The organism is Gemmatimonadota bacterium (genome assembly GCA_009838845.1).
GTDB lineage: Bacteria > Latescibacterota > UBA2968 > UBA2968 > UBA2968 > VXRD01.
This window is the reverse complement of sequence record VXRD01000088.1, coordinates 1-20,714: the sequence shown is the minus strand read 5'-3', so window position 1 is coordinate 20,714 and position 20,714 is coordinate 1. Positions and strand designations below refer to the sequence as shown.

Genomic DNA, 20,714 nt, shown 5'->3' with positions numbered 1-20,714 from the left:
CTCCAGCCGAGCCCCCGTCCCGCGCCCAGCCGTCCTCCTCCCCCCGGCGGTGGTGGCGGGGTGGCGGCTTTCGGGGTGGTTGCACCACAGGAACTGGCCGGGGATGAATGATCGCGGTGCTTCGATTTTCGCGCTTGATGAAAGTGGTCAGCTCTGGGTGGGCAATGATGCGATTTACAAATTTGAGCGGGGTTCCTGGCATGTGGCACATGGGTTAGAAGATGTGCGCGGGCGTTTGATCGATTTGTTTGTCGATGGAAAAGGACACCTCTGGACTGTAACGCCGTTTCAATTGTTGCGTTATGATGGCGAGGTATGGGAGGTGATAAGGCCCGATCGTCGAATGGGATTGGGATTTCGAGCCGTGTGCCCTGCACAAGATGGCGGCGTGTGGGCAATTACGCGCTCAGGTGTTCAGCGATTCGATGGGCAGGTATGGACGGCTCTATCTTCCTCACAGGGTCTGGCGCAGATAGAGAGCAATCCCGAAAGGTCCAGCATTTCGATTTGCGAGGCGAGCGATGGCAGTTTGTGGCTGGGGCAGGTGGATGGCGTGATGCATGTGGTGGATGGGGAGCAGCGGAAATACACTGCTGCTGATGGGATACCCGGTGGACCGATTACTGTGGTTGCCGAAGATATTGGTGGACAGATATGGATTAGTTCACTGCTTGAAGGGGTAGCGCATTTTAATGGGCAGAGGTGGCGGCGCGTGCCGGGCGCAGATGAGGCTCAGTTTAATGGGGTGAATCGGATATTTCCGGCGAATGATGGCAAGGTGTGGTTGGCTTCGCCGATTGATGGTGCGATTCACACCGATGGATTTGCCTGGGTGCGCTATACGGTTCAAGAGGGGTTGCCGAGTACACAGGTTTGGGATGTGGCACAAGATGCCGATGGTTTGTTGTGGTTTGCGACGTCTGATGGGTTGGGCTGTTATGATCCCGATGGCGATGCGCCCGAGACACTTCTTTTGGCTCCGCCAGTTCAAATTGCGCCGTATCAAAATGCGTTGTTTGAATTTTCGGGGCAGGATGTGTGGAAGCAGACGCCAGATGGGTCATTGCAATATTCATGGCGGCTCGACGAGGGGGCGTGGTCTTCTTTTTCGCGCAATAACCGGGTTTTGTTGGAGGACATCGATGCTGGCGGTCACACATTTGAAGTGCGCGCTATGGATCTGGCTTTTAATGTGGATAAGACATCTGCTGTGCAGGTGTTTGAGGTGTTGGCGCCTGTGTGGCAACGGCCCTGGTTTGTGGGGTTGAGTGGTGTTTCGTTGCTCATTGTGCTGGTCACGACGGGATATGCGTTTCAAAAGCACAAGCGTTGGCGCATAGCACAGACGCAGTTGATCGATGAGTTGGAGACGGAACTTCAGGAAGCCCACGATATGCAGATGGGTTTGTTGCCCCGAGATCCCGTGCGCGAGAGAGGGTTTGAGGTGGTGGGCAGGTGTTTGCCAGCCAATCACGTCGGTGGTGATTATTTTACGTATTTCTGGCTGGATGACGATCGGAAAATACTGGGGTTTGGAGCCGCAGATGTGTCGGGTAAGGCGATGCAGGGTGCTGTGCGGGCTATGCAATTGAGCGGGATGTTGCACTATGAGGTTCGCGCGGCACAGACGCCGATAGATGTGTTGCGGAATTTGAATCTCGTTTTGCAAGAGCAATTTGATGCGGCGAGTTTTGTGACGTGCTGTTTGGGGACGCTGGATTTAGAGACCGGGGAGATCGTTTTGGCCAATTCCGGGCACCCCTATCCCTATCGGGTGTCTGTGGATGGTGATTTGCAGATGATAGAATTGATGTCTGTGCCTCTGGGTATGACGTTGCCACCCGAGGTGGATACCGAGCCTAAAGAGGCGCGTGCGTTTTTGGATTTTGGCGATATGCTGGTGCTCTACAGCGATGGGGTGACGGATATGCAAAATGCCGCGGGAGAGTTTTACGAGGAGGCACGGCTGGAGGTTTTGCTGAAAGAACACGCGGGCGCAAGTGCCGATGTTTTGATCGATACGGTGATCGATGATCTGGTCGAATTTCGCGCGTCGGCGGCACAGACAGATGATGTGACGCTTCTGGTTATTAAGAGGCGTTAGAGAGAAGTGTGAAGGGAGAAGTGTGAAGTAGGAAATGACGAAAAGACAACTGGATTGCGGCTTTAAGCATGCCGCAATGACGATAGGTGTTTGTCACGCCTGCATGCTTTAAGCAGGCGTCCAGGCTGGGGACTGGTTGGGCTGATAGCTTTTACAAGGAGATCGATATGCGGATTTTTGTCGCGGTATGTGTTTTGATGGTGCTTCAGGGCAGTGCCGCATTGGCTCAGAATGAGGCTTCGTTTGGTGTGATGGTGGAGCCAAAAACGGCGCGTGCTGGGGAGGCTGTTGCGGTTTGGATTGATGTGGATCTTTCCGATGATTGGCATATTTATTCGGCGACCACACCGCCGGGCGGTCCCTATCCCACGGAGATTGTGCTGTCGGGTGAGGCGTTTCGGCAAGTGGGGGCGGTGATTCAGCCCAGGCCCATTGTGGAGTACGATCCAAATTTTGAGATGAATGTGGAATATTACCACCCCAAAGTGCGGTTTGGGGTGCGGGCCGAGGTGGGTGAGGGGATGCCGGGCGAGCGGGTGCTGTCGGGTGAAGTGATCTATATGCTTTGCAATGCGACGCAGTGTTTGCCGCCCAATACGTACGCATTTGAGATTCCCGTGGTGGTGGAGGCGGGACCTGCGCGGGCGGAGTATGTGTTTTCTCCTGTTGAAGCGCCCGCTGTACCTCTGGATGGCACGGGTAGCGTGGCTGATGTTGAGCGTGCGATTACAGAGGGTTTGAGCGCGTTTTTGTACCTGTCTTTGTGGATGGGTTTTCTGGCTTTGCTCACGCCGTGTGTGTTTCCGATGATTCCCATTACGGTGTCGTTTTTTACCAAGCAGGAAACGCAGAGTCGGAGGGAGTCTGTGACCAAGTCGCTGGCTTATTGCGGGGGTATTATTTTTACGTTTACCGGGTTGGGTATGGTGTTGGCGGCGACCCTGGGCGCTTCTGGTGCGGCTCTGTTTGCGGCCAATCCCTGGATCAATTTGTTGATTACTGCGATTTTTGTGGCTTTTGCGCTGGCGTTGTTTGGGCTGTTTGAGATTCGATTGCCTTACGGTTTGCTCAATAAGTTGAACCAGGTTCAGGGGGGAAGTTATGGCGCGATTCTAATTATGGGGTTCACGTTTTCTCTTACGTCGTTTACGTGTACTGCGCCTTTTGTGGGGACGCTGCTGGTGCTGACGGCTCAAGGAACGTGGGCGTGGCCCATTTTGGGCATGCTGGTATTTTCGGCTGCTTTTGCCTCTCCGTTTTTCTTTTTGGCACTTTTTCCGCAGTCGCTTGCTGCTTTGCCCCAAAGCGGTGGCTGGTTAAATTCCGTGAAGGTGGTGATGGGGTTTTTGGAATTGGCCGCTGCGTTGAAATTTTTGAGCAATGTCGATCTGGTGTGGCAGTGGGGTATTATTTCGCGCGAGGTCTTTATTGCGGGGTGGATCGCGATCTTTTTGTTGTGTGGTTTCTATTTGTTGGGCAAGATCCGCTTGCCGCACGATTCTGTGCTGGATACGATTGGTCCGCTGCGTTTGCTGGCGAGTAGTGGGTGTTTGGCTTTTGGGCTGTATTTGATGACGGGTCTTTTTGGCGCACCCCTGGGCGAATGGGATGCATTTTTCCCGCCTTATGGGAGTTATGGCGAAATTGCCAAGATAAGGAGCGGCGAACCCGAATTGGCCTGGCGCGATGATTATGAAGCGGGTTTGGCAGAAGCAAAGACGACGGGCAAACCGGTATTTATCGATTTTACGGGCTATGCGTGTACGAATTGCCGCTGGATGGAGGCGAATATTTTTCCCGAGAAGGAGGTGCACGCGTTGTTAAAGCAGTTTGTACGGGTTCAGTTGTACACAGATGGGCGGGGAGAAAAATACAAGCGCAATCGCGATTTGCAGGAGGCTAATTTTGGTACGGTTGCACTGCCTTTGTACGCGATTATGACACCCGGGGGAAAAGAGATTACACATTTTCCGGGGATGACGCGCGATGTGGATGTTTTTGTCCGCTTTTTGAAACAGGGAATCAGTCCGACAGTGGCGAGTGTGATCCGCAGATGACGCAGATGAACGCAGATGAAAGGCACTATAGAATAGCCCAACGTCAGTCATGTAGGAGGGAAATCCTTTTCCCGACCCATCAAAAAAGCCGTCATCGCGGCATGGTGTTGAGCCGCGATCCAGAAGATTTTTTCATCGTGATAGGCCGATAAATGTGCCCAGGACGAGGGCAACGACGCCGAGTAGTGATAGGAGAAGGGCGCCGATGGCTATGTGCAGCATTTTGGGTTCAAGGTGGTCGAGATAGGCTTCGAGTGTTTCGATGCCCGAGCGCATAGCGCGTTCGATGGGGTCGGGAAGGTGCTCGACGAAGGGTATTTTTCGCCGAGAGAGTTCGTCGATGTATTGAATATTTTTGATGTTGTGTCGGGCGTTGAAGGTGTGTTCGACAAATTTGCGAATTGCAAAACGCTGTACCGGGTCGTGAATTTCGGATAGGTGAAGGGTTTGTGGGTCAATGGTGCTGGATAGTTTGAAGCAGTGTGTGGTCTTGTCGGGGTCGTCTGAATCGGGGTCGAGTTCGCCTTTGACAATGCGTCCCAATATGGTGAGGTCGTGATAGTTGAGGTAGTGATAGCGTCCGCCTTTTTCGCGGCCCAATAGGCTTTCAATGCGCTGGCGCAAGATGTCGGGGTCGTCTTTGCTCTGGCGGAGGTGTTCGGAAATTTTGGTGTTGAAGCATCGCGCATAAAATTTTAGAAAGTCCCGGACAACGGGCGAGGTATAACTGCCTTTGGCGTTGATGAGACGACGCACAAAGCCGAGGTAACGGGGATTTGTGTATAGTCGCGCAGCGATGTCGAATGAGCCTGTGGTGAGTGCAGTCGATTCGCGCATCTGTGATTTGATGGCGGCGTCGATTTGCACGCTCATCTGGATCAGTGCGACGTCTTCGTCGTCTTCGCGCACGATAGACCGGCTCGGGTCCTCGGGTTCGTCGCGGGCGAGAAAGGGTGTGGTTTCGTCCGAGGCAAAGCTGCCAAGCCCGCCTTCTATGCCCTGTCCGATCATGATTCGAGAAGCGGTTTCTTCAATTCGCGCTTCTATTTTTTTTGTGAGTTCTTCGGGGAGTTCTTCGTTCTGTTCGGGTACGAGGGCAGATATGTTGTCTGCAAAGATTTGAACTTGAGATTTGTTGTTGAATACATTGAGATAGGGTTGTTGCATGACTTCGGGCAACAGATGCTGTGTGAGGGTGTTGCCCCGCTGTCCTTTGAAGGCGGTGTAGAGTGCTTCGTGCAGTGAGGTGAAGGGAACCACGCGCGTTGCGACGAGTGCGCGGTCTGTGCCGTAGGTGAAGACGTAGAGGTTTTCCCAATAGCATTTGCGGTAGTATGGCCGGCCGGTTTTGGAGGAGAAAGCGAAGCGGTATTTTGGATCGACAATGCGTTCCATCGGTTCCTCCTGGTGGAAATGGACGGTTTCAGGGTACAATAATACGTTATTTTGGAAGGGAAAGATGAACTATTTTCGGAGCAATCGGTTTCTCAATACGCTGCCCGATTGGGAAACGGGTGAGCCGATAGAAGGTGCGCTGGAAAATTATTTGCCGCGCGTGCGCGCTCTGTTGCATCGCATGGATAATCCCCAGGCGCGGTTTGACTCTGTTATTGTGGGGGGTACAAATGGCAAGGGTACGGTGAGTTATTTGCTGGCTGAGTTGTTGCGGGCAGCGGGTTTTCGCGTGGGGCTTTATACGTCGCCGCATTTGCACACGGTGCGCGAGCGGATATGCGTTGATGGCGAGGTGCTCGCGCGCGATGTGTGGGCCGAAGGCGTCGCACATTTTTACGAGAAAAGCCGCGATTTTGAGCGCGAAGGCTGGGGTGCATTTAGCAAGTTTGAGGCGCTCACGGTTTTGGCAACGCATCATTTTGCGCGGGCCAATGTGGATTGGGCTGTTTTTGAAGTGGGGCTGGGTGGACAATTTGACGCGACCAATGCGTGGGATTCAAAAGTTGCTGTGTTGACGGCTATTCATCTGGATCATGTGGATGTGTTGGGCAATACGCTGTGTGAGATTGCGGCGGATAAGGTACATATTGCGCGTTCGGGAAGGCCGCTGTTTACGGGGTCAGGGCAGGTAGCCGAGGTTTTGAAGTTGTTGGAAAGGGAATGTGCGCTTCGGGGTGCGGTGTTGCAGGTGGTCGATGAGGAAATGGACGATATGGCGGATCGACCGGTTACTTTTCGGGAGAATGCCGCGCTGTCGGTTGCTGTGGCGCGTCATATTGTAGATGGGCGCGGGATGGCGTTGCCCGATGAGCGGGTGCGGGATGTGGTTTTGAATCTGGCTCTGCCCGGGCGCTTTGAGGTGGTTCGGAAGACGTTGATTTTAGATGGTGCCCACAATCCGGATGCGGTTCGCGCTTTGGTGCGCGATTTGCAAGTTCTATCGGATAAGTGGCGATTTGTGGTGGGTGTTAATAAGGGGCACGATGCACGGGGTATTTTGCAGGCACTTTCGCCCATAGCTGCCGAAGTTGTTTTGACGCAGTCGGCGCATCCCAAAGCCATTTCTGTGGCGAGCTTGAGATCGCTGGTTCCAGAGGGGCTGTGCGTGCGGTGTGAGACTGGGGGATTGGATTTTTTGACTGAGGTGTCCCAACAGCCTACGTGCGTACTCGGGTCGCTGCATCTGGTGGCGTTGGCACGCGAGGTGTTGGATTTGCCCGGGGAGGCGGATAGTTTTGGCGAGGATGTGATTTTAGAGAGTTTGCGGTGTCTTGAAATCGCGTGTCGGCAGTTGGGCGTGGGATATGAGGCGGTGTCGGCAGATGGCAATGTGATTCGGGTGGAGAGAGAGGGAAAGCCGCTGTATTTTTTGCGAAATAAACATCCGTTTAACGATTATGTTTCTGGAAAATTGGCAGAAGATAAGGGGTATCAATACGAGGTGTTTGGTCGGGCGAATATCACAGTGCCCAGGACGATGACGGTGTTCAATCCTCTATCTGACCGGCGGTTTGATCGGTATAAGACGCATGCTTCTGTGGCAGATATTGTGAGTGATGTGGTGCAACATATGTCTTTTCCAGTTGTGCTGAAACGCAATCGCGGATCTATGGCACGGGGCGTGTATTTGGAGACGAATGCAGAGGATTTGCATTCGCGCTTGCAAGACTTGTGTGTGGAAAGCAGCCTGTTTGACAATGTGTTGTTGATCCAGGCGTATGTTGAGGGTCCTGAGTATCGCATTGTGGGCAGTGAGGATGAGTTGTTGCTCGCATATGAAAAGCAAAATGATTCAGATATTGAGGGAGAGGACATCAATCCCCTGCATCGGGCGGGGGGCAGGGCGGTTGTGGTCGAGGATGAGGAATTATTGGCGGGTTTTCGCGCGTTGACACAGGCGTTAAATCGGGTGCTGGATTTGGGTTTTTACGCGGTTGATTTGATCGTCAGTTCCAATGATTTTTTTGTTTTGGAAGTGAATCCCAATCCTATATGTCACTTTTACAATGCGGATAATGGACGAGGCGATTTTGTGCAGATTTATCAGTATCTGATACGAAAATATTTGCTGTAGGGACGGGTTTAAAACCCGCCCCTACAGGTGATTTTATATCTCTACCGGAATCATTTTGCGCGTTTTCGGCTGATATGTCATGCCGGTGAGCAATTTTTCGAGTGTGTTGGTGATGCGGAAGACAACGCGATTTTTGCCTTGTTTGAGATGGGCTGTTTTTCCAGTCCAGCAATAGGGTGCCCAGGCGCGTACGCCCAAAGACTGGCCGTTGATTGTTATTTCGACGATGTCGCCGAGGTTTTTCACGGTGCGTTCGAGGTCTATTTTGAAACGTGGGGTTTGGGGCAGGGTTTTGATATCGATGTCCCGGGTGTATGACACGGTGCCAGCATAGAAGGGCAGTCCCTGTGCTTTGAGGTCAAAAATTGGACCGCTATCTTGAAGGGGTGATAGTTTGGGATATACGTTGCGCCAGGATTTGACCTGAAAACGTCCAAAGAGATACAGGGCATCGACGAGGCCATCACCCGGGCTGTTGACTTCCACACGGATGGCGATCACATTTTTGCCCTTGTTTATGCGTTGTCCCACGGAACACGTCGCGTTGGCGTGATCGAATCGGAAGGTGGGGCGAAAAGCATTGCTCGGCAATTTGGAACCGTTGATGTAGATCTGGTGCTCTCCCTGAATGGCACTTCGATCCATGACCAGAGAGAGTTTACTGGGGACAATGTCTGCGATAAAGGTTTTTCGGTACCAACAAATCGTTTTTTCTTCTGGGTCGTCAAAAGGTTGTGGGCGCGTTTCGGACCATCTGCTATCGCTATAAGTCGGCTGATGCCAGCCCTGGCGTTTGCCCGTGTTAGACGGGTCGAATTTCGTTTTGAATTTGTCCAGGCGCAAGGCATTATCTTCTTCTGGATCAACTTTCCAGTGACCTGTTAAATTGAGTTTGAGCGTTTCTACCAGAGGCTCTTCTTTTTCTTTTTTCGGGTGGCCCGGAGAGGTTACGATCATATGTGATTGCAGCCGATCAAAGGAGAGGTTAATGCGACTCATTTCTCCGGCAGGTTCGACCACAAGTGGTGTGCGTTTGCCCGTTTCTAAATCCCATTTCTCTATATGTCCGTCGGAGGCGGGTATAAAAATTTGTGTTGTAACGGGCGAATTTTCCCGATTGGAAAAAAAGAATATGCGATGCTTTTCATCTGTTCGGTGGTGATATTGTATTGTGTCGGCGCTTTTCCCGTCTGACAGGATGTGTACTCGCCGAGGCAGTATTTCGTCGAGCAGGCGTTCCAGCATGGATGTCGCCTGATTTTTTTCTACAGTACCCCCCGTGCGGATAAACATGAAGTTGTCTCGACTCAGCAAGTGGACGCCCGATTCGTGGCCGGTATAATCGCGAATCATTCGCCCGGGATCCATGTCGGTCAACCGCGAAAATCCCTCGACGACCGATGTGCCCTCTTGAATATCCTCGATGGGCAATAATCCCAGGGCGATGACGAGACCGCCTGCATTGATAAATGCGCGTAGCTTATCAAAAGCTGCGCGTTCCAGATTGGTGATGGGAGGAATGATCAGGACCGTGTAGCGCGTTTTGCCGATCTGCAATTGGCGGTTGGTGATTTCCGCCTGAGCGAGGAGGGCCGGGTCAAGACTTTGAAATGGCCGCTGCATCTGATACAGAGCGCGGGCAATACAGGCCCAGTCGGCAACGAGGTTATTGGTCAGTGTTTCTTCATCGGGATCATAGCCGACATAAGACCAGTTGTGAAACGGGTGTGCGAGGTGTGCCCACAGGCTGGTGACGGGCTCGAGGAGTGCAATATCGGCGACTTGCTGACCCTGGATTAAGAGATGGGCAAGTCGCCCCGCGTAGTCAGACAGCAGATGGAAGTGTTTCCAGTAGGGATTTTGATGAAATAGAGATGTGGCGTGTTTGCGCAATCCGTCGAGTGTGTAGTAGAGGGCGTGGGGCGCAAAGAAGTTGGTTCCGTGGGTGCCGAGGGTATCGAGCTGTGCTTTCATATCTTGCAGCGTGGTTGCCCAGCCCGTGTTTTGAAAACAGGTATTGAGTACGCGTGAAGTGCTTGTCTGTGCGGCGAGCGACGTTGCAAATTCAGGGCTGTGGCGATATGATACGACGTATTCTCTGGTGCGTTCAACACTACCGCCTGTACCAGGTATGGGTATGGTAGTGCGATGGGCATTGCGAAGCGGGGTTATATCGCTCGCATAATTGAGGTCGTGCTCTTTGCACCAGTCGGCACTGCGCGCGCTGTCGTGCCGCTGTTGCAGTTCGCTCAGGGTTTGAAAATAATCGTAGCGGATGCGGCTCGTGTTGGGTCCAAAGTAGGTTATGAGGGCAGGCAAGCAAGGGAGTATATTGTAGCCATTGCGCGTTTGGAAGTAGTCGGGCAATACAGGTGACCAGGGCAGGCGATCTTTGGGAAAATGCGTTTCCGAAGTTAAGATGCCCTTTAAGGTTTTGCCCTGAAAGGCGGAAAATTGTTCGATGTAGGGTTGTTGAATGGTCTGGTGCAGGGTGCGAACAGACTCTGGATTGAACCGATCGAGGTGTGAGCCAGGACAATCGCTGGTTGCCGTGGGTTCTTGCAAAAAAACGAGCACGCGCCAACGTCCGGCAGGTGCCTTCCAGTACAGTCGGCGGGTGGGATTAAAAGATACATAATTGTAGGGATGGTGGGCGGACACAGCGCTGTTGTTACGCAATGCGTGGTGTTGGTGATTGACCCCCAGATAAGCACTGATATCTTGTTTGTCTTCCCACAGACAGCGGTCTCTTCGCAAGGGCACAGCGAATGCTTGCAACACGGGTGCCCAGGGCAGCATAAGGTCAACTTGTTGTCCGCCCTGTACAACGGTTTCGCGAAAGGTGAGTTGTTGTGCGATGAATTGAGGATGGTTTAAGGTGATTTGGGTCGATCCAATACCACCTGGATAGCGGTATTCGTCGTGGATCCAGACCTGGAGGCCATTTTCTTCTGCTGTTTCGAGTGCCAATTTTACGCGCTCGAACCAGATGTGCGACAAATAGGGCGTTTTTAGCCCGGGTCCTGTTGATAGGCAGAATCCACCGAGCCTCTTTTCGCTCATTTCGCGGATTTGACGAACGAGTTCGTTTTCTTCTATGATGCCGTTCCATATCCAAAATGGAACGAGACGGTCAGCCGCAGGGGGATTGATGAAGTTTTTGAGATTCATATTAGTTTACGTCAGCACAGGCCTGACAGATATATGTAACTACCCGGCCGTGCGGGCGAATACGGGTGAGTTTAATCTCGCCTTCCCGCTGTTTGCACTGCGCGCATGGTCGGTCTAATTTGGGGGCGGTAAGGCCCGAACAGGTATCACAGTGATAAAGGACGCGCTTTATGCCGTTTTCGATATGGGTTTGTGCTTTTGTTGCTGGAACTTTGCCACATTGTTCGCAAATCAATGGCGTGACCTCGCGTTTTGAGATGCCCGCGTTTCGTTTATTTATAACCCCGAAATTTAATGCCTGAATAGAAAAAGTCAAGTTATTTTAATAAAATGTTGTTTTATTATAAGTTTATGGAATGATATATAAGCTGTTAAAATACGCGCTTGTCAACAATAAGCCTTATCATTATACTACAAATGCAAAATAAGCGGTCAGCGGTCAGCAGTTAGCAAAACAAGCTATTAGCTGAAAGCTGATAGCTGAAAGCTGATATATGAACGAGCAAATTTACGGTCTTGTGCTGGCCGCGGGTATGGCGCGGCGCATGGGGTCAACCAAACAGTTGTTGCCTTTTGGCGATCGAACGGTTCTTCAAACAGTAGTTGATACGCTGTCAGGTGCTGATCTGGCTGGCGTTGTGGTGGTTTTGGGGCACGATGCAGATGCTGTGCGCGAGAGTTTGCGCGGTCGGACCGTGCTGTGTTGCGTGAATGACGCGTACCGCGAGGGGATGTTTTCCAGTGTTCTTTGCGGTCTCCACCATTTGCCTGAGGATGCAGATGCGGTGCTGATCGCACTCGGGGATCAGCCTCAGATTGAATTGAATGTTGTTCAGGCTGTGTTGCGGACATACCGCGAGGGCGATCGGGGTGTTGTGATTCCCATTTCGGGTGGAAAGCGCGGGCATCCGGTGCTGGTCAATTTGTCGCGTTACCGGGACGAGATTCTGAGGCTTTCTGGAGATGAGGGTCTCAAGCCGGTCATGCGCGGGCACCCGCACGATACGCTGGAGGTGCCGGTAGATGATGAGGGTATTTTGCGGGATCTGGATACGCCAGAAGATTATCGGGCGGAGATTGAAAGGCGAGGGAAGTGAGAAGTGGGAAGTGGAAAGTGGGAAGGACACCCGTCATCGCGGCATGATCCCCTGCTCAACACCACGCAGGGGCATGGTTGAGCCGCGATCCAGAAGGTTTTTGCTGTTCGTGGAGAATGACAGATGTTGAAAAAAGATGTTGAGGCGGCCCTAAAGAAAGGGCAGGTGATTCCCGCACATCCGCTGGCTCTGACCGCGGAGCGGAAGTTGGATGCACGACGACAGCAGGCGTTGTCGCGCTATTATATTGCTGCTGGTGCGGGGGGCTTGGCCGTGGGGGTGCATACCACGCAATTTGAAATTCGCGATCCCAAATGGGATTTGTACCGGCCTGTTCTGGAACTGACTGCGTGTGTGATGGATGCCGATGCTCCAGCTGATTTTATCCGCGTGGCGGGCATTGTGGGGAATACGCGACAGGCGGTGGCAGAGGCAGAGGTTGCGCGTGATTGCGGCTATGAGGTCGGGTTGGTGAGTTTGCGTGCTTTTGCCAATGCGGGTGTCGATGCGATGGTTGCACATTGCCGCGCCATAGCCGATGTGATTCCGGTGATGGGGTTTTATCTGCAGCCGGCTGTGGGAGGATGTGTGTTGCCGTTTGATTTTTGGCGGCGTTTTGCAGAGATTGAGTCTGTGGTGGGTATTAAGATCGCGCCTTTTAATCGGTATCAGACGCTGGATGTGATTCGCGGGGTTGTGGCGGCGGGACGGGTGGAGGATATTGCGCTTTATACGGGAAATGACGATAATATTGTGATGGATTTGCTGACGTCGCATCGGTTTTGGTGCGATGGCGCGTGTGTGGATGTGCGTATTGTGGGTGGGCTTTTGGGGCATTGGGCGGTGTGGACAAAGAAGGCGGTGGAAATTTTGAGGGCGTGTCACGAGATTGCGAAACTGGATGCTGTGCCGCAAGAGATGCTGACGCGGGCGATTGAGGTGACGGATTGCAATGCGGCGCTTTTTGATGTGGCAAATGATTTTCACGGGTGTATTGCCGGCGTTCACGAGGTGTTGCGAAGGCAGGGGCTTTTGGAGGGTGTGTGGTGTTTGAATCCGGAAGAGGGTCTGTCGCCGGGACAAATGGAGGAGATTGACCGCGTGTATGCCGCTTATCCGCATTTGAACGACGACGATTTTGTGGCGGAGCATTTGGATGCGTGGTTGCGGTGAGGCGAGGGCTGAATTTTGTTGACTTGCAAGGTGTCGCTGTGCATGATGAGTGGTCTGAGATGAAATTGAAGTTCGAGAATGGTAATTTTTAATTGAAGGAGGTTTGCCGTGAAGATGCATATTGGTGGTCAATGGGTGGATAAGGCTGAGAAGATCGATGTGATCAATCCATTTGACAATTCGGTGGTGGATACGGTGCCAAAAGGCGATGCAGCAGATGCGGAGGTGGCGATTGCGACGGCTGTGCGCGGTGCTAAAGCGATGGCGGCTTTGACGGCTTATGAGCGGTATGAGATTTTGCATCGGGCTGTGAATTTGATGCAGGAGCGGGTTGAGGATTTGGGGCGCACGATTACGCTGGAAGAGGGCAAGGTTCTGGCTGAGGGTATCGGCGAGGCCGGGCGGGCGATTGAGACGATGACGCTGTCTGCTGAGGAGGCGAAGCGGTTGTACGGCGAGACCATTCCGCTGGATGGCGGTTCGGGTGTGCGCGATCAGTTTGGTTTTACGCTGCGCGTGCCGTGTGGGGTGGTGCTGGCGATTACGCCGTTTAATTTTCCCCTGAATCTGGTGTGTCACAAGGTGGGTCCTGCACTGGCTGCGGGCAATGCGGTGATTGTGAAGCCGGCTACGGATACGCCGCTTTCGGCGCTGAAGCTGGTGGAGATTCTGGTGGAGGCCGGTGTGCCTGCCGAGGCTGTGCAGTGTATTACGGGTCCGGGGAATGAATTGGGCCATGCGCTGTGTTCGGATACCCGCGTGCGCAAGATCAGTTTTACGGGTAGCCGCGATGTGGGGGAAGAGATTTGCAATATGGCGGGGTTGAAGAAGGTGACGATGGAACTCGGGTCCAATGCGCCTTTGATTGTGATGCCCGATGCGGATCTGGATCAGGTGGCTGCTGCGACGGCGACAACGGGTTTTGCCAATGCCGGGCAGGTATGCATTTCAGCGCAGCGGGTGATTGTCAATGATGCGGTTTACGGCGATTTTATCGATGCATTGACGCCAAAGGTCGAGGCGCTGACGACGGGCGATCCCATTGCTGATGGCGTGACGATGGGTCCGATGGTGAGGGAGCGCGATGCCGTGCGCGTGCAGGCGTGGATTCAGGATGCGGTGGGGGCTGGCGCGCGTCTGGTAACGGGCGGCGATCGCGATGGTGCGATTTATCAGCCGACGATTCTCGCCGATGTGGATCCGAGTATGAAGATTTCATGCGATGAGTTGTTTGGGCCTGCGGTGGGTATTACGCGGTTTGACGATATCGACGCGGCTATTGAGATGGCCAATGATACGAATTACGGTTTGAGTGCGGCACTGTTTACAGAGAATATCCACTGGGCGATGCGGTTTGCGCGGGAAGTCCATTCGGGCAATATTCACGTCAATTGGGGTACGCAGTGGCGCGCGGATTTGATGCCCTATGGCGGTCTGAAGGATAGTGGAATGGGCAAGGAGGGACCGAAGTACGCGGTGGAGGAGATGACGGAGACGAAGATGGTGGTGTTTCATTAAGTTGTTTGTAGGATGCGAAAAAACGGCTCCTCGATTGAGGAGCCGTTTTTTTTTACCAATTTTCGTCAACTGGTCCGGCATAGGGCGCGTGTTCGAATCGACAGGGTGATTCCACGAGGCGCGGGTCATTTTGTTCGCGGAGGGTCTGCATGAGTGCGGTGGCGAGTTCTTTGCGGATGGGGTCGTATTCGGGGTCGTCGGCGATGTTGTTCAGGTAGTGCGGGTCCACGCGCAGGTCGTAGAGTTCTTCCTGGGGACGTTTGCCAAAGCCGATTTCGAATAGTTCCTGTACTTCTTCTTCTGCGCGGTGGAGGATCATATAGGATTTTGTGGGGCTGGCATCCATGTCGGGATAGGCGATGAAGGTTTTCCCTGTCAGGTCTTCGGCAGAAGGGGCTTCTGCATGGAGGTCGTCGAGTCCCTGGGGATCGCCCATGGGCCAGCGGTCGGGTGCAAAGTTGTGGATGTAGAGAAAGTCGGCCGTGCGGATGGCGCGCTGCGGGTAGGGTAGCTGGCCTTCTCTTGCGGTGCCAACGTGCCGTTCTCTGCCGGTGATGACAAAGGTGCGGTCGGGATCGATTAGGCCGCTCTGGTCACTTTTGAGTACGGGGAGCAAGCTTTTGCCGGTCATGGTATCGGGGATATTTGTGCCTGCGGCTTCGAGAAATGTGGGGGCGAGGTCCATGAGGTTGACAAAATCTTCAACGGTGCGTCCCGCGGGGATGTTGTTGGGCCAGCGCGCGGCAAGGGTGACTTCGCAGCCGATGTCATAGAGGTTGCATTTGCCGCGTGGAAAGCCCGGTATGCCGTGGTCGCCGCTGACGACGATGAGGGTGTTGTCGAGTTCGCCGATTTCTTCGAGGCGCTGGATCAATACGCCGAGGCCCGCGTCAACGGCCTGACATTCGCCCAGGTAGTCGGCTACGTCTTCGCGGATGTCGTGTACATCGGGCAGGAAGCCGGGTAAGCGGCCTTTGAGGTCGTCGGGTTCTAAACCCCATAAGGCTTTGCCCGAGCCGCGTTCCCAGGAGCGGTGGGTGTTGGTGGGTCCCCACCAGTAGCAGAAGGGTGTGTTCTCTGGACGGGCGTTGAGGAATGAATTGAAGTTGTCGCGGGTTTCGTCCAGGAGTGCTTGTTTGGCGCCTTCAACGCCCAGTTCTTCGGCGTGTCTGGTTGCCCAGTGGGAGAATCTCCGGTAGTTGTTGCCGGCGGATTCATAGCGGGTTCGGTCGGCGCCATAAGGGGCGTTGGCGGCTTTTCCAGGGGACCAGACTTTGTAGGTGTAGCCGATGTGGTATCCGGCTTTTTCGAGTTCGAGGGGGTACGTGGGGATGCTTTCGTCCCATATCGCGCCTTGTAAGATGGCGCCGAGGCCGGTTTGCCAGAAGTATTGTCCAGAGAGGATGGAGCTTCGGCAAGGGGTGCAGCTCGGCGCGGGTACAAAGGCGTTGGTGAATAACGCGCCTTCGCGGGCGATGCGGTCAAAGTTGGGGGTGTCGATGAGGTGGTTGAGCGAGTTGGGACCTTCTATGTGCCGGTAAGCGCTGGCATAACGCCCCCAGTCGTCGGCAAAAGCAAAGAGGATGTTGGGTTGCATGAGAGTCTCCGTATTGATGAAGAGGTGATTGCTTAAAAAGTATAAACAGCCACAGGTATAAGGATATTTATACAAAGAAAAACGCCACGCTGGTATAACCGAGCGGGGCGTTTTTTACAAGAGCACCCCAAGGTACCAAAGTAAAAGAGAACATTTTATCTCTTTAACACTTCATTAGGATGAGCTTAATCAGAGGTCATTTGGAATAATGATGTTTGTGAGGTCTGTTCTTGATAGGACGACAGGTTTGAAGAACGAGAGAAGACCGGAGGCATTTCGTTCCATTCACGCCCCTCCAATAACCGCCCAGCCTTTTTTTTATTAGTACCTCCCCATTGTTTGAAGAAGAACGGAACCTTAGCATCTAAGCACTGATCTCGGATATTGATAACCCATTCCTCTCTCATAATTCGGCTGTGTGGTCCCGATTCACCACCGACAATAACCCAATCAATCTGATTGAGTTCCAAATTATCAATAGGCCCGAGAAGTGGTTCTATCGAAAGAAATTTGATAAAGGCATTGGTCGTTCTGAGGCAATCAATACGCCAAGTGTAATCACAATTCTCGACGCTAACACCCATCCAAACATTATTGGGCCAATCAATGAACTCAGAAATTTTCTGCAGGCGGTCTGCTCGTTTGGAGAGTACCTGAAATTCATGCCAGTAAGCCCTTCTCATTACATCGAAGCACTTCTGGATAAAGGAGATAGGTACATCTTCGTGAAACATATCGCTCATAGAATTTACAAAAACGATTCGTGGTTTCTTCCACTTCAGTGGCAGTTCTAACATATGCTCGTGAAGCGCGAGGTCGAATCCATTTTTGTAGTTCCGATTCCTCATTGCCTGCAAGCGTTTTGCCATCCTTTCAGCATAGCAAAATTTACAGCCAGGGCTGATCTTGGTGCATCCGGTTAAAGGATTCCAGGTCGCCTCAGTCCACTCGATCTTTGATTTTGTCATTACATAGCTCCCCTATACTTTGAAAAAATATCTTCGACAATCTTTTTTGCAACCGGTCGCTGTGAAGCAAAAAAGAGGTAGTAAAGCGTTGCACCTGTCGAATTTTTTAAGGGGAGGGGGGAAGGTACATGTTGGAAACCGGCCTTGTTTTTTAGCCGATCTTGAAACGCACGGGCAACAATGTCATTATCGGAAACTTTTTCGATTGTATTATTATCGAAAAGATCGGTCTGTTGTGACTCGGAATAAACAATATCACGCCAGGATTCATCGCCCCAAAAGGCATTCATCCGATTGATATTGTGTTGTGAAACCATTTCGGGGTATTGCCGAAATACATTTCGATTCATGTCCATTGTGGGGAAGTTCAGAAATATTTCTACACTTCTCATCTGACCAGCTTGAGAAATAACCTCCCAATTTAAATTCAATCCGTAGGGATCCAGAAGGCAGAGTGCTCTTCGATAGTCTTCATATTGTACCTCAGGAAAAATATCATTTATCAATAAGTCATTACAGTCTCCGTTGCTAATATGGACGCGATCATGGTTTTGGGCAAGGTCTTCTAAAATATCTGTTTTATCGCTGTCCATATCAATGAAGTAATAATCATCAAAGCGCGGTTCAGTTTCAAGGGCTATCCAGGGGCTACCTTGTATAAATCGATCTTTGTCTGTTTTAGAAAGGTGAAAACCCGGTCCTGAGAAAGCATCAATATAGGCGTGGGAAAGAATGTCCTTTTTGGATAATATCACGGAATATGCACTTGCATATTTCTGAATAATCTCCAGCTTTATTTCTGACCAAGGACCGATTTCATCTATGTTTTCAAATTCTGCCATGGTGTTTCGTTATTACAGTGCCAATCCAAAAATCTATGCAAGGTAAAATTTTATTTTTTTCGTCGATGATGAAAAAGATATACTCACACAATGTCGATTTGTCAACCTTAGACCCGATATTTCTTCTTTATTTTATAGCGTATTCCGCCGCGCCTTCGCCTGCGATGAGGCCATACGCGAGGCCCATGCACAGGCCGCCTGTGTAGCCCCGGGTGTAGATGCCGCCACAGTCGGCGCCGGCTGCGTAGAGGCCCGGGATGGGGTGGTCGTTTTTGTCTATGACTTGTGCTCTGGCGTTGATTTTGGCTCCGCCATAAGTAAAGGTGATGCCGGGGCGTGTGCGGATGGCGTAATAGGGCGGTGTGTTGAGGGGGATGAGGCCGCCGGTTTTTGGTATTGAGAGGGTTTGACCGTTGCCTGTGGCGCATGCGGTTGCGTATTCGGCCATTGTTTTTTCAAAGGTGTGGGCGGGGATGTGCCAGCGGTTGGTCAGTGCGCGGGTGAGTTCTTCAAGGGATGATGTTTTGATGACTTCGCCGCCTGCTTCGCGGATGTTTTTGACGCGGTCGTTGTCCGGGGTGGGCCATTGGGAGAGCGCGTTCTGGTTGTCGCGGATGTGCTGGTCAAAGATGAGGATGGCCGTGGCCCGGGGTTGCTGGACGAGGGTGTGGCAGGTGACTTCGTCGCCGAGATATTCGTCGTCGAATCGCTCGCCTTTGAGGTTGATTAAGATGGCGTATTCGCTGAAGTCGGGTTTGACTTTGAGGAAGTTGTGCAGGCCGACTCGTGCGGGCGGTGCGGGTAGGAGGTGGCCGTAGAAGCGGTTGAGGGGTTCTGTGGGTTGGGCGCCTGCTTCGAGTGCGCTTTGAAAGCCTCCGCCGGTGTTTTGAGGTACGCCGCGGACGATCATGTGATCGGATTCTGCGCCGAAATACTGCGCGCGCAATTTGGGGTTGGCCTGATATCCGCCGGTTGATAGGATGACGGATTGGGCTGTTATTTTTGAGTGTGTGGTTTTGACGCCGGTGATGGGTTTGCCGTTGCCGCCGATGAGGCCGGTCAAGCCGGTGTGTATGAGGATGGTGCCGCCCCTGTGTTGGAACTGATAACCGAGGATTTCCATTGCGGTGCGCGCGTCGGGTGTGAACTGGTAGATGGTGCGTTGAAATTTGTACGGTTTGTCTTCGCGCGCTTGTAGGGAGACGCCCTGTTTGCGGAGCCATTCGATGCCTGTGTAGAAGCGGTCGATGAGCGCGGTGCCGAGTGCTGTGTCGCCATTGGGCTGCACTTTGAGCCATTCGTCGATGTTTTTTGCACACCAGATTGTGCCGCCCGATGCAGCGGCAGATCCGCCAATTGTTTCGGCTTTTTCGACGATGGCTACGGATGCGCCTTTTTCCCGAGCGCGCAGGGCCGCACACAATCCGCCTATGCCCGCGCCCGCTACTATGACGTCGTAATGGTCAGACATTATGTTTCTCCTGTGAATATCGGGATGCATCCTAATACAGTTTGTTCCCGCTGTCAAGGCAAAGAAAAGAGGAGGTTAATATCACCTCCTTCTTTTTAAAAATTTTTTGATTTTTGTATATACATATTGTATATTCTCTGCATGTTATTTCAATGGGACCTCAACAAGAACGAAATCAATATCAAAAATCACCGTATTGACTTCAGAGATGCCCGGGATATTTTCTTTGATTTCCATATTATCATTCCATCTAAGCAGGAGCGCGATGAGAAGAGAGAACTTGCAATCGGGCTACTTGCAGGACGAGAGATCACAGTAGTTTATACATGGCGCGGCAATGAAATTCGTCTTATTTCAGCGAGGAGGGCAAGAAAAGATGAACGAGAGATTTTCTGGTCGAAAGTCTAAAAGCGAGAAGTCGCGGACAGACTTTGATTATTTGGATCGCGTGACAGATGAGGAGATTGATCAGGCGATAAAAGACGATCCCGATACCCTCACGCTTGATGACTGCGATATGACACAGTTACGTGTCGTCTATCCCCAAAAGCGTGTTCCAATTTCTCTGCGAATGGAACCCGAAGTTTTGAACTGGTATCGCACGCATTATACACATTATCAGACGCAAATTAACGCGGTCCTGAAAGCATTTAAGGAAGCAAGTGAATCGCGTTAGACATTGCAGAGACATATGCGGACTATTCATTTGTGGCTATGATAGTTAGTAAATCTTGTGTTGTAATAGTTTGAATGTCTTCAATGTCTATAAGATCGAGATCCTGAGTCCACAATGGCGTCCCGAGATGATATGCGAGAGCGAGAATATCTACATCTTTTGGATCGCGAAGTCCAATTTTATTTCTTGCTCGACTAAGAGCAGAGCTATAAAGATTTGATTGGTAAGCAACTAACGGAAAGTCTTCAAATGTCTCCAGTATTTCAATTTCTGAGATTTCAAGACGCTCTGCTATTTCTGGTATATATTTTTTGACTTCCCAGGTTGTGCGTTCTGTTGTAGCAAATAAAAATAACGGACTGTATAGCAATTTTAATGCTTGCCCTCCCAGGAGCGCAGAAATCAATGGGCTTGCGTCAACAACAAGCTCAAGTCGCGGCATTCCCCTGCCTCAAATTCTCTCGAAATATTTCAAAGTCTTTGAGAATTTCATCCTCCTGTAGCTTATACA

At 51.9% G+C, this 20,714-nt stretch carries 15 protein-coding genes; 8 read left to right on the top strand and 7 right to left on the bottom strand.

What is annotated here, in order from left to right:
* Positions 1 to 2,104 (top strand): SpoIIE family protein phosphatase (locus F4Y39_11100; GenBank protein ID MYC14262.1); only part of this gene is annotated, 2,104 nt, incomplete at its 5' end.
* Between the two features lie 167 nt (positions 2,105 to 2,271).
* Complete coding sequence (locus F4Y39_11095) at positions 2,272 to 4,161, top strand: DUF255 domain-containing protein (protein MYC14261.1); 1,890 nt, start codon at positions 2,272 to 2,274, stop codon at positions 4,159 to 4,161.
* A gap of 132 nt (positions 4,162 to 4,293) precedes the next feature.
* On the opposite strand, the gene F4Y39_11090 is transcribed toward F4Y39_11095, so the two are convergent.
* Entirely contained in the window at positions 4,294 to 5,556 is a 1,263-nt protein-coding gene (locus tag F4Y39_11090) for a hypothetical protein (GenBank protein ID MYC14260.1), read from the bottom strand.
* Here F4Y39_11090 and F4Y39_11085 point away from each other — a divergent pair.
* On the top strand, positions 5,546 to 7,690 hold the full coding sequence (locus F4Y39_11085) for an ATP-grasp domain-containing protein (protein MYC14259.1): 2,145 nt from the start codon (positions 5,546 to 5,548) through the stop codon (positions 7,688 to 7,690). The two genes, F4Y39_11090 and F4Y39_11085, sit on opposite strands and share 11 nt — an antisense overlap.
* Positions 7,691 to 7,723: 33 nt before the next feature.
* Here F4Y39_11085 and F4Y39_11080 read toward each other — a convergent pair whose 3' ends face one another.
* Positions 7,724 to 10,861 (bottom strand): hypothetical protein, encoded by a 3,138-nt coding sequence (locus F4Y39_11080; protein ID MYC14258.1) that lies wholly within the window; start codon positions 10,859 to 10,861, stop codon positions 7,724 to 7,726.
* 494 nt (positions 10,862 to 11,355) lie between these two features.
* Here F4Y39_11080 and F4Y39_11075 point away from each other — a divergent pair, with 494 nt between their 5' ends.
* The 3 genes from F4Y39_11075 to F4Y39_11065 all read left to right on the top strand — a co-directional run bounded on the left by F4Y39_11075 (position 11,356) and on the right by F4Y39_11065 (position 14,649).
* Positions 11,356 to 11,958 carry a nucleotidyltransferase family protein gene (locus F4Y39_11075; GenBank protein ID MYC14257.1) on the top strand — a complete coding sequence of 201 codons (603 nt, stop codon included), beginning with the start codon at positions 11,356 to 11,358 and terminating at the stop codon, positions 11,956 to 11,958.
* Between the two features lie 123 nt (positions 11,959 to 12,081).
* On the top strand, positions 12,082 to 13,131 hold the full coding sequence (locus F4Y39_11070) for a dihydrodipicolinate synthase family protein (protein MYC14256.1): 1,050 nt from the start codon (positions 12,082 to 12,084) through the stop codon (positions 13,129 to 13,131).
* Positions 13,132 to 13,245: 114 nt separating this feature from the next.
* On the top strand, positions 13,246 to 14,649 hold the full coding sequence (locus F4Y39_11065) for an aldehyde dehydrogenase family protein (protein MYC14255.1): 1,404 nt from the start codon (positions 13,246 to 13,248) through the stop codon (positions 14,647 to 14,649).
* Between the two features lie 52 nt (positions 14,650 to 14,701).
* On the opposite strand, the gene F4Y39_11060 is transcribed toward F4Y39_11065, so the two are convergent.
* The 4 genes from F4Y39_11060 to F4Y39_11045 all read right to left on the bottom strand — a co-directional run bounded on the left by F4Y39_11060 (position 14,702) and on the right by F4Y39_11045 (position 19,557).
* Positions 14,702 to 16,246: a sulfatase gene (locus tag F4Y39_11060; protein MYC14254.1), complete on the bottom strand. Its 1,545-nt coding sequence runs from the start codon at positions 16,244 to 16,246 to the stop codon at positions 14,702 to 14,704.
* A 185-nt stretch (positions 16,247 to 16,431) separates the two neighbouring features.
* A complete protein-coding gene (locus tag F4Y39_11055) occupies positions 16,432 to 17,214 on the bottom strand; it encodes a phage Gp37/Gp68 family protein (protein MYC14253.1) in 783 nt (260 codons plus the stop codon).
* Positions 17,214 to 18,056, bottom strand: a complete 843-nt coding sequence (gene tcmP, locus F4Y39_11050) for a three-Cys-motif partner protein TcmP (GenBank protein ID MYC14252.1) — start codon at positions 18,054 to 18,056, stop codon at positions 17,214 to 17,216. The genes F4Y39_11055 and tcmP overlap by 1 nt, the downstream gene beginning before the upstream one ends.
* A gap of 127 nt (positions 18,057 to 18,183) precedes the next feature.
* The gene (locus tag F4Y39_11045; protein MYC14251.1) at positions 18,184 to 19,557 is read right to left on the bottom strand and encodes an FAD-binding protein; all 1,374 of its coding nucleotides are present in this window, start codon (positions 19,555 to 19,557) and stop codon (positions 18,184 to 18,186) included.
* 111 nt (positions 19,558 to 19,668) lie between these two features.
* Between F4Y39_11045 and F4Y39_11040 the strand changes: the two genes are divergently transcribed.
* Positions 19,669 to 19,935 carry a BrnT family toxin gene (locus tag F4Y39_11040; GenBank protein ID MYC14250.1) on the top strand — a complete coding sequence of 89 codons (267 nt, stop codon included), beginning with the start codon at positions 19,669 to 19,671 and terminating at the stop codon, positions 19,933 to 19,935.
* Positions 19,865 to 20,203 carry a BrnA antitoxin family protein gene (locus F4Y39_11035; protein ID MYC14249.1) on the top strand — a complete coding sequence of 113 codons (339 nt, stop codon included), beginning with the start codon at positions 19,865 to 19,867 and terminating at the stop codon, positions 20,201 to 20,203. The genes F4Y39_11040 and F4Y39_11035 overlap by 71 nt, the downstream gene beginning before the upstream one ends.
* A gap of 22 nt (positions 20,204 to 20,225) precedes the next feature.
* On the opposite strand, the gene F4Y39_11030 is transcribed toward F4Y39_11035, so the two are convergent.
* Positions 20,226 to 20,645, bottom strand: a complete 420-nt coding sequence (locus tag F4Y39_11030) for a hypothetical protein (GenBank protein ID MYC14248.1) — start codon at positions 20,643 to 20,645, stop codon at positions 20,226 to 20,228.
* Positions 20,646 to 20,714 lie beyond the last annotated feature (69 nt).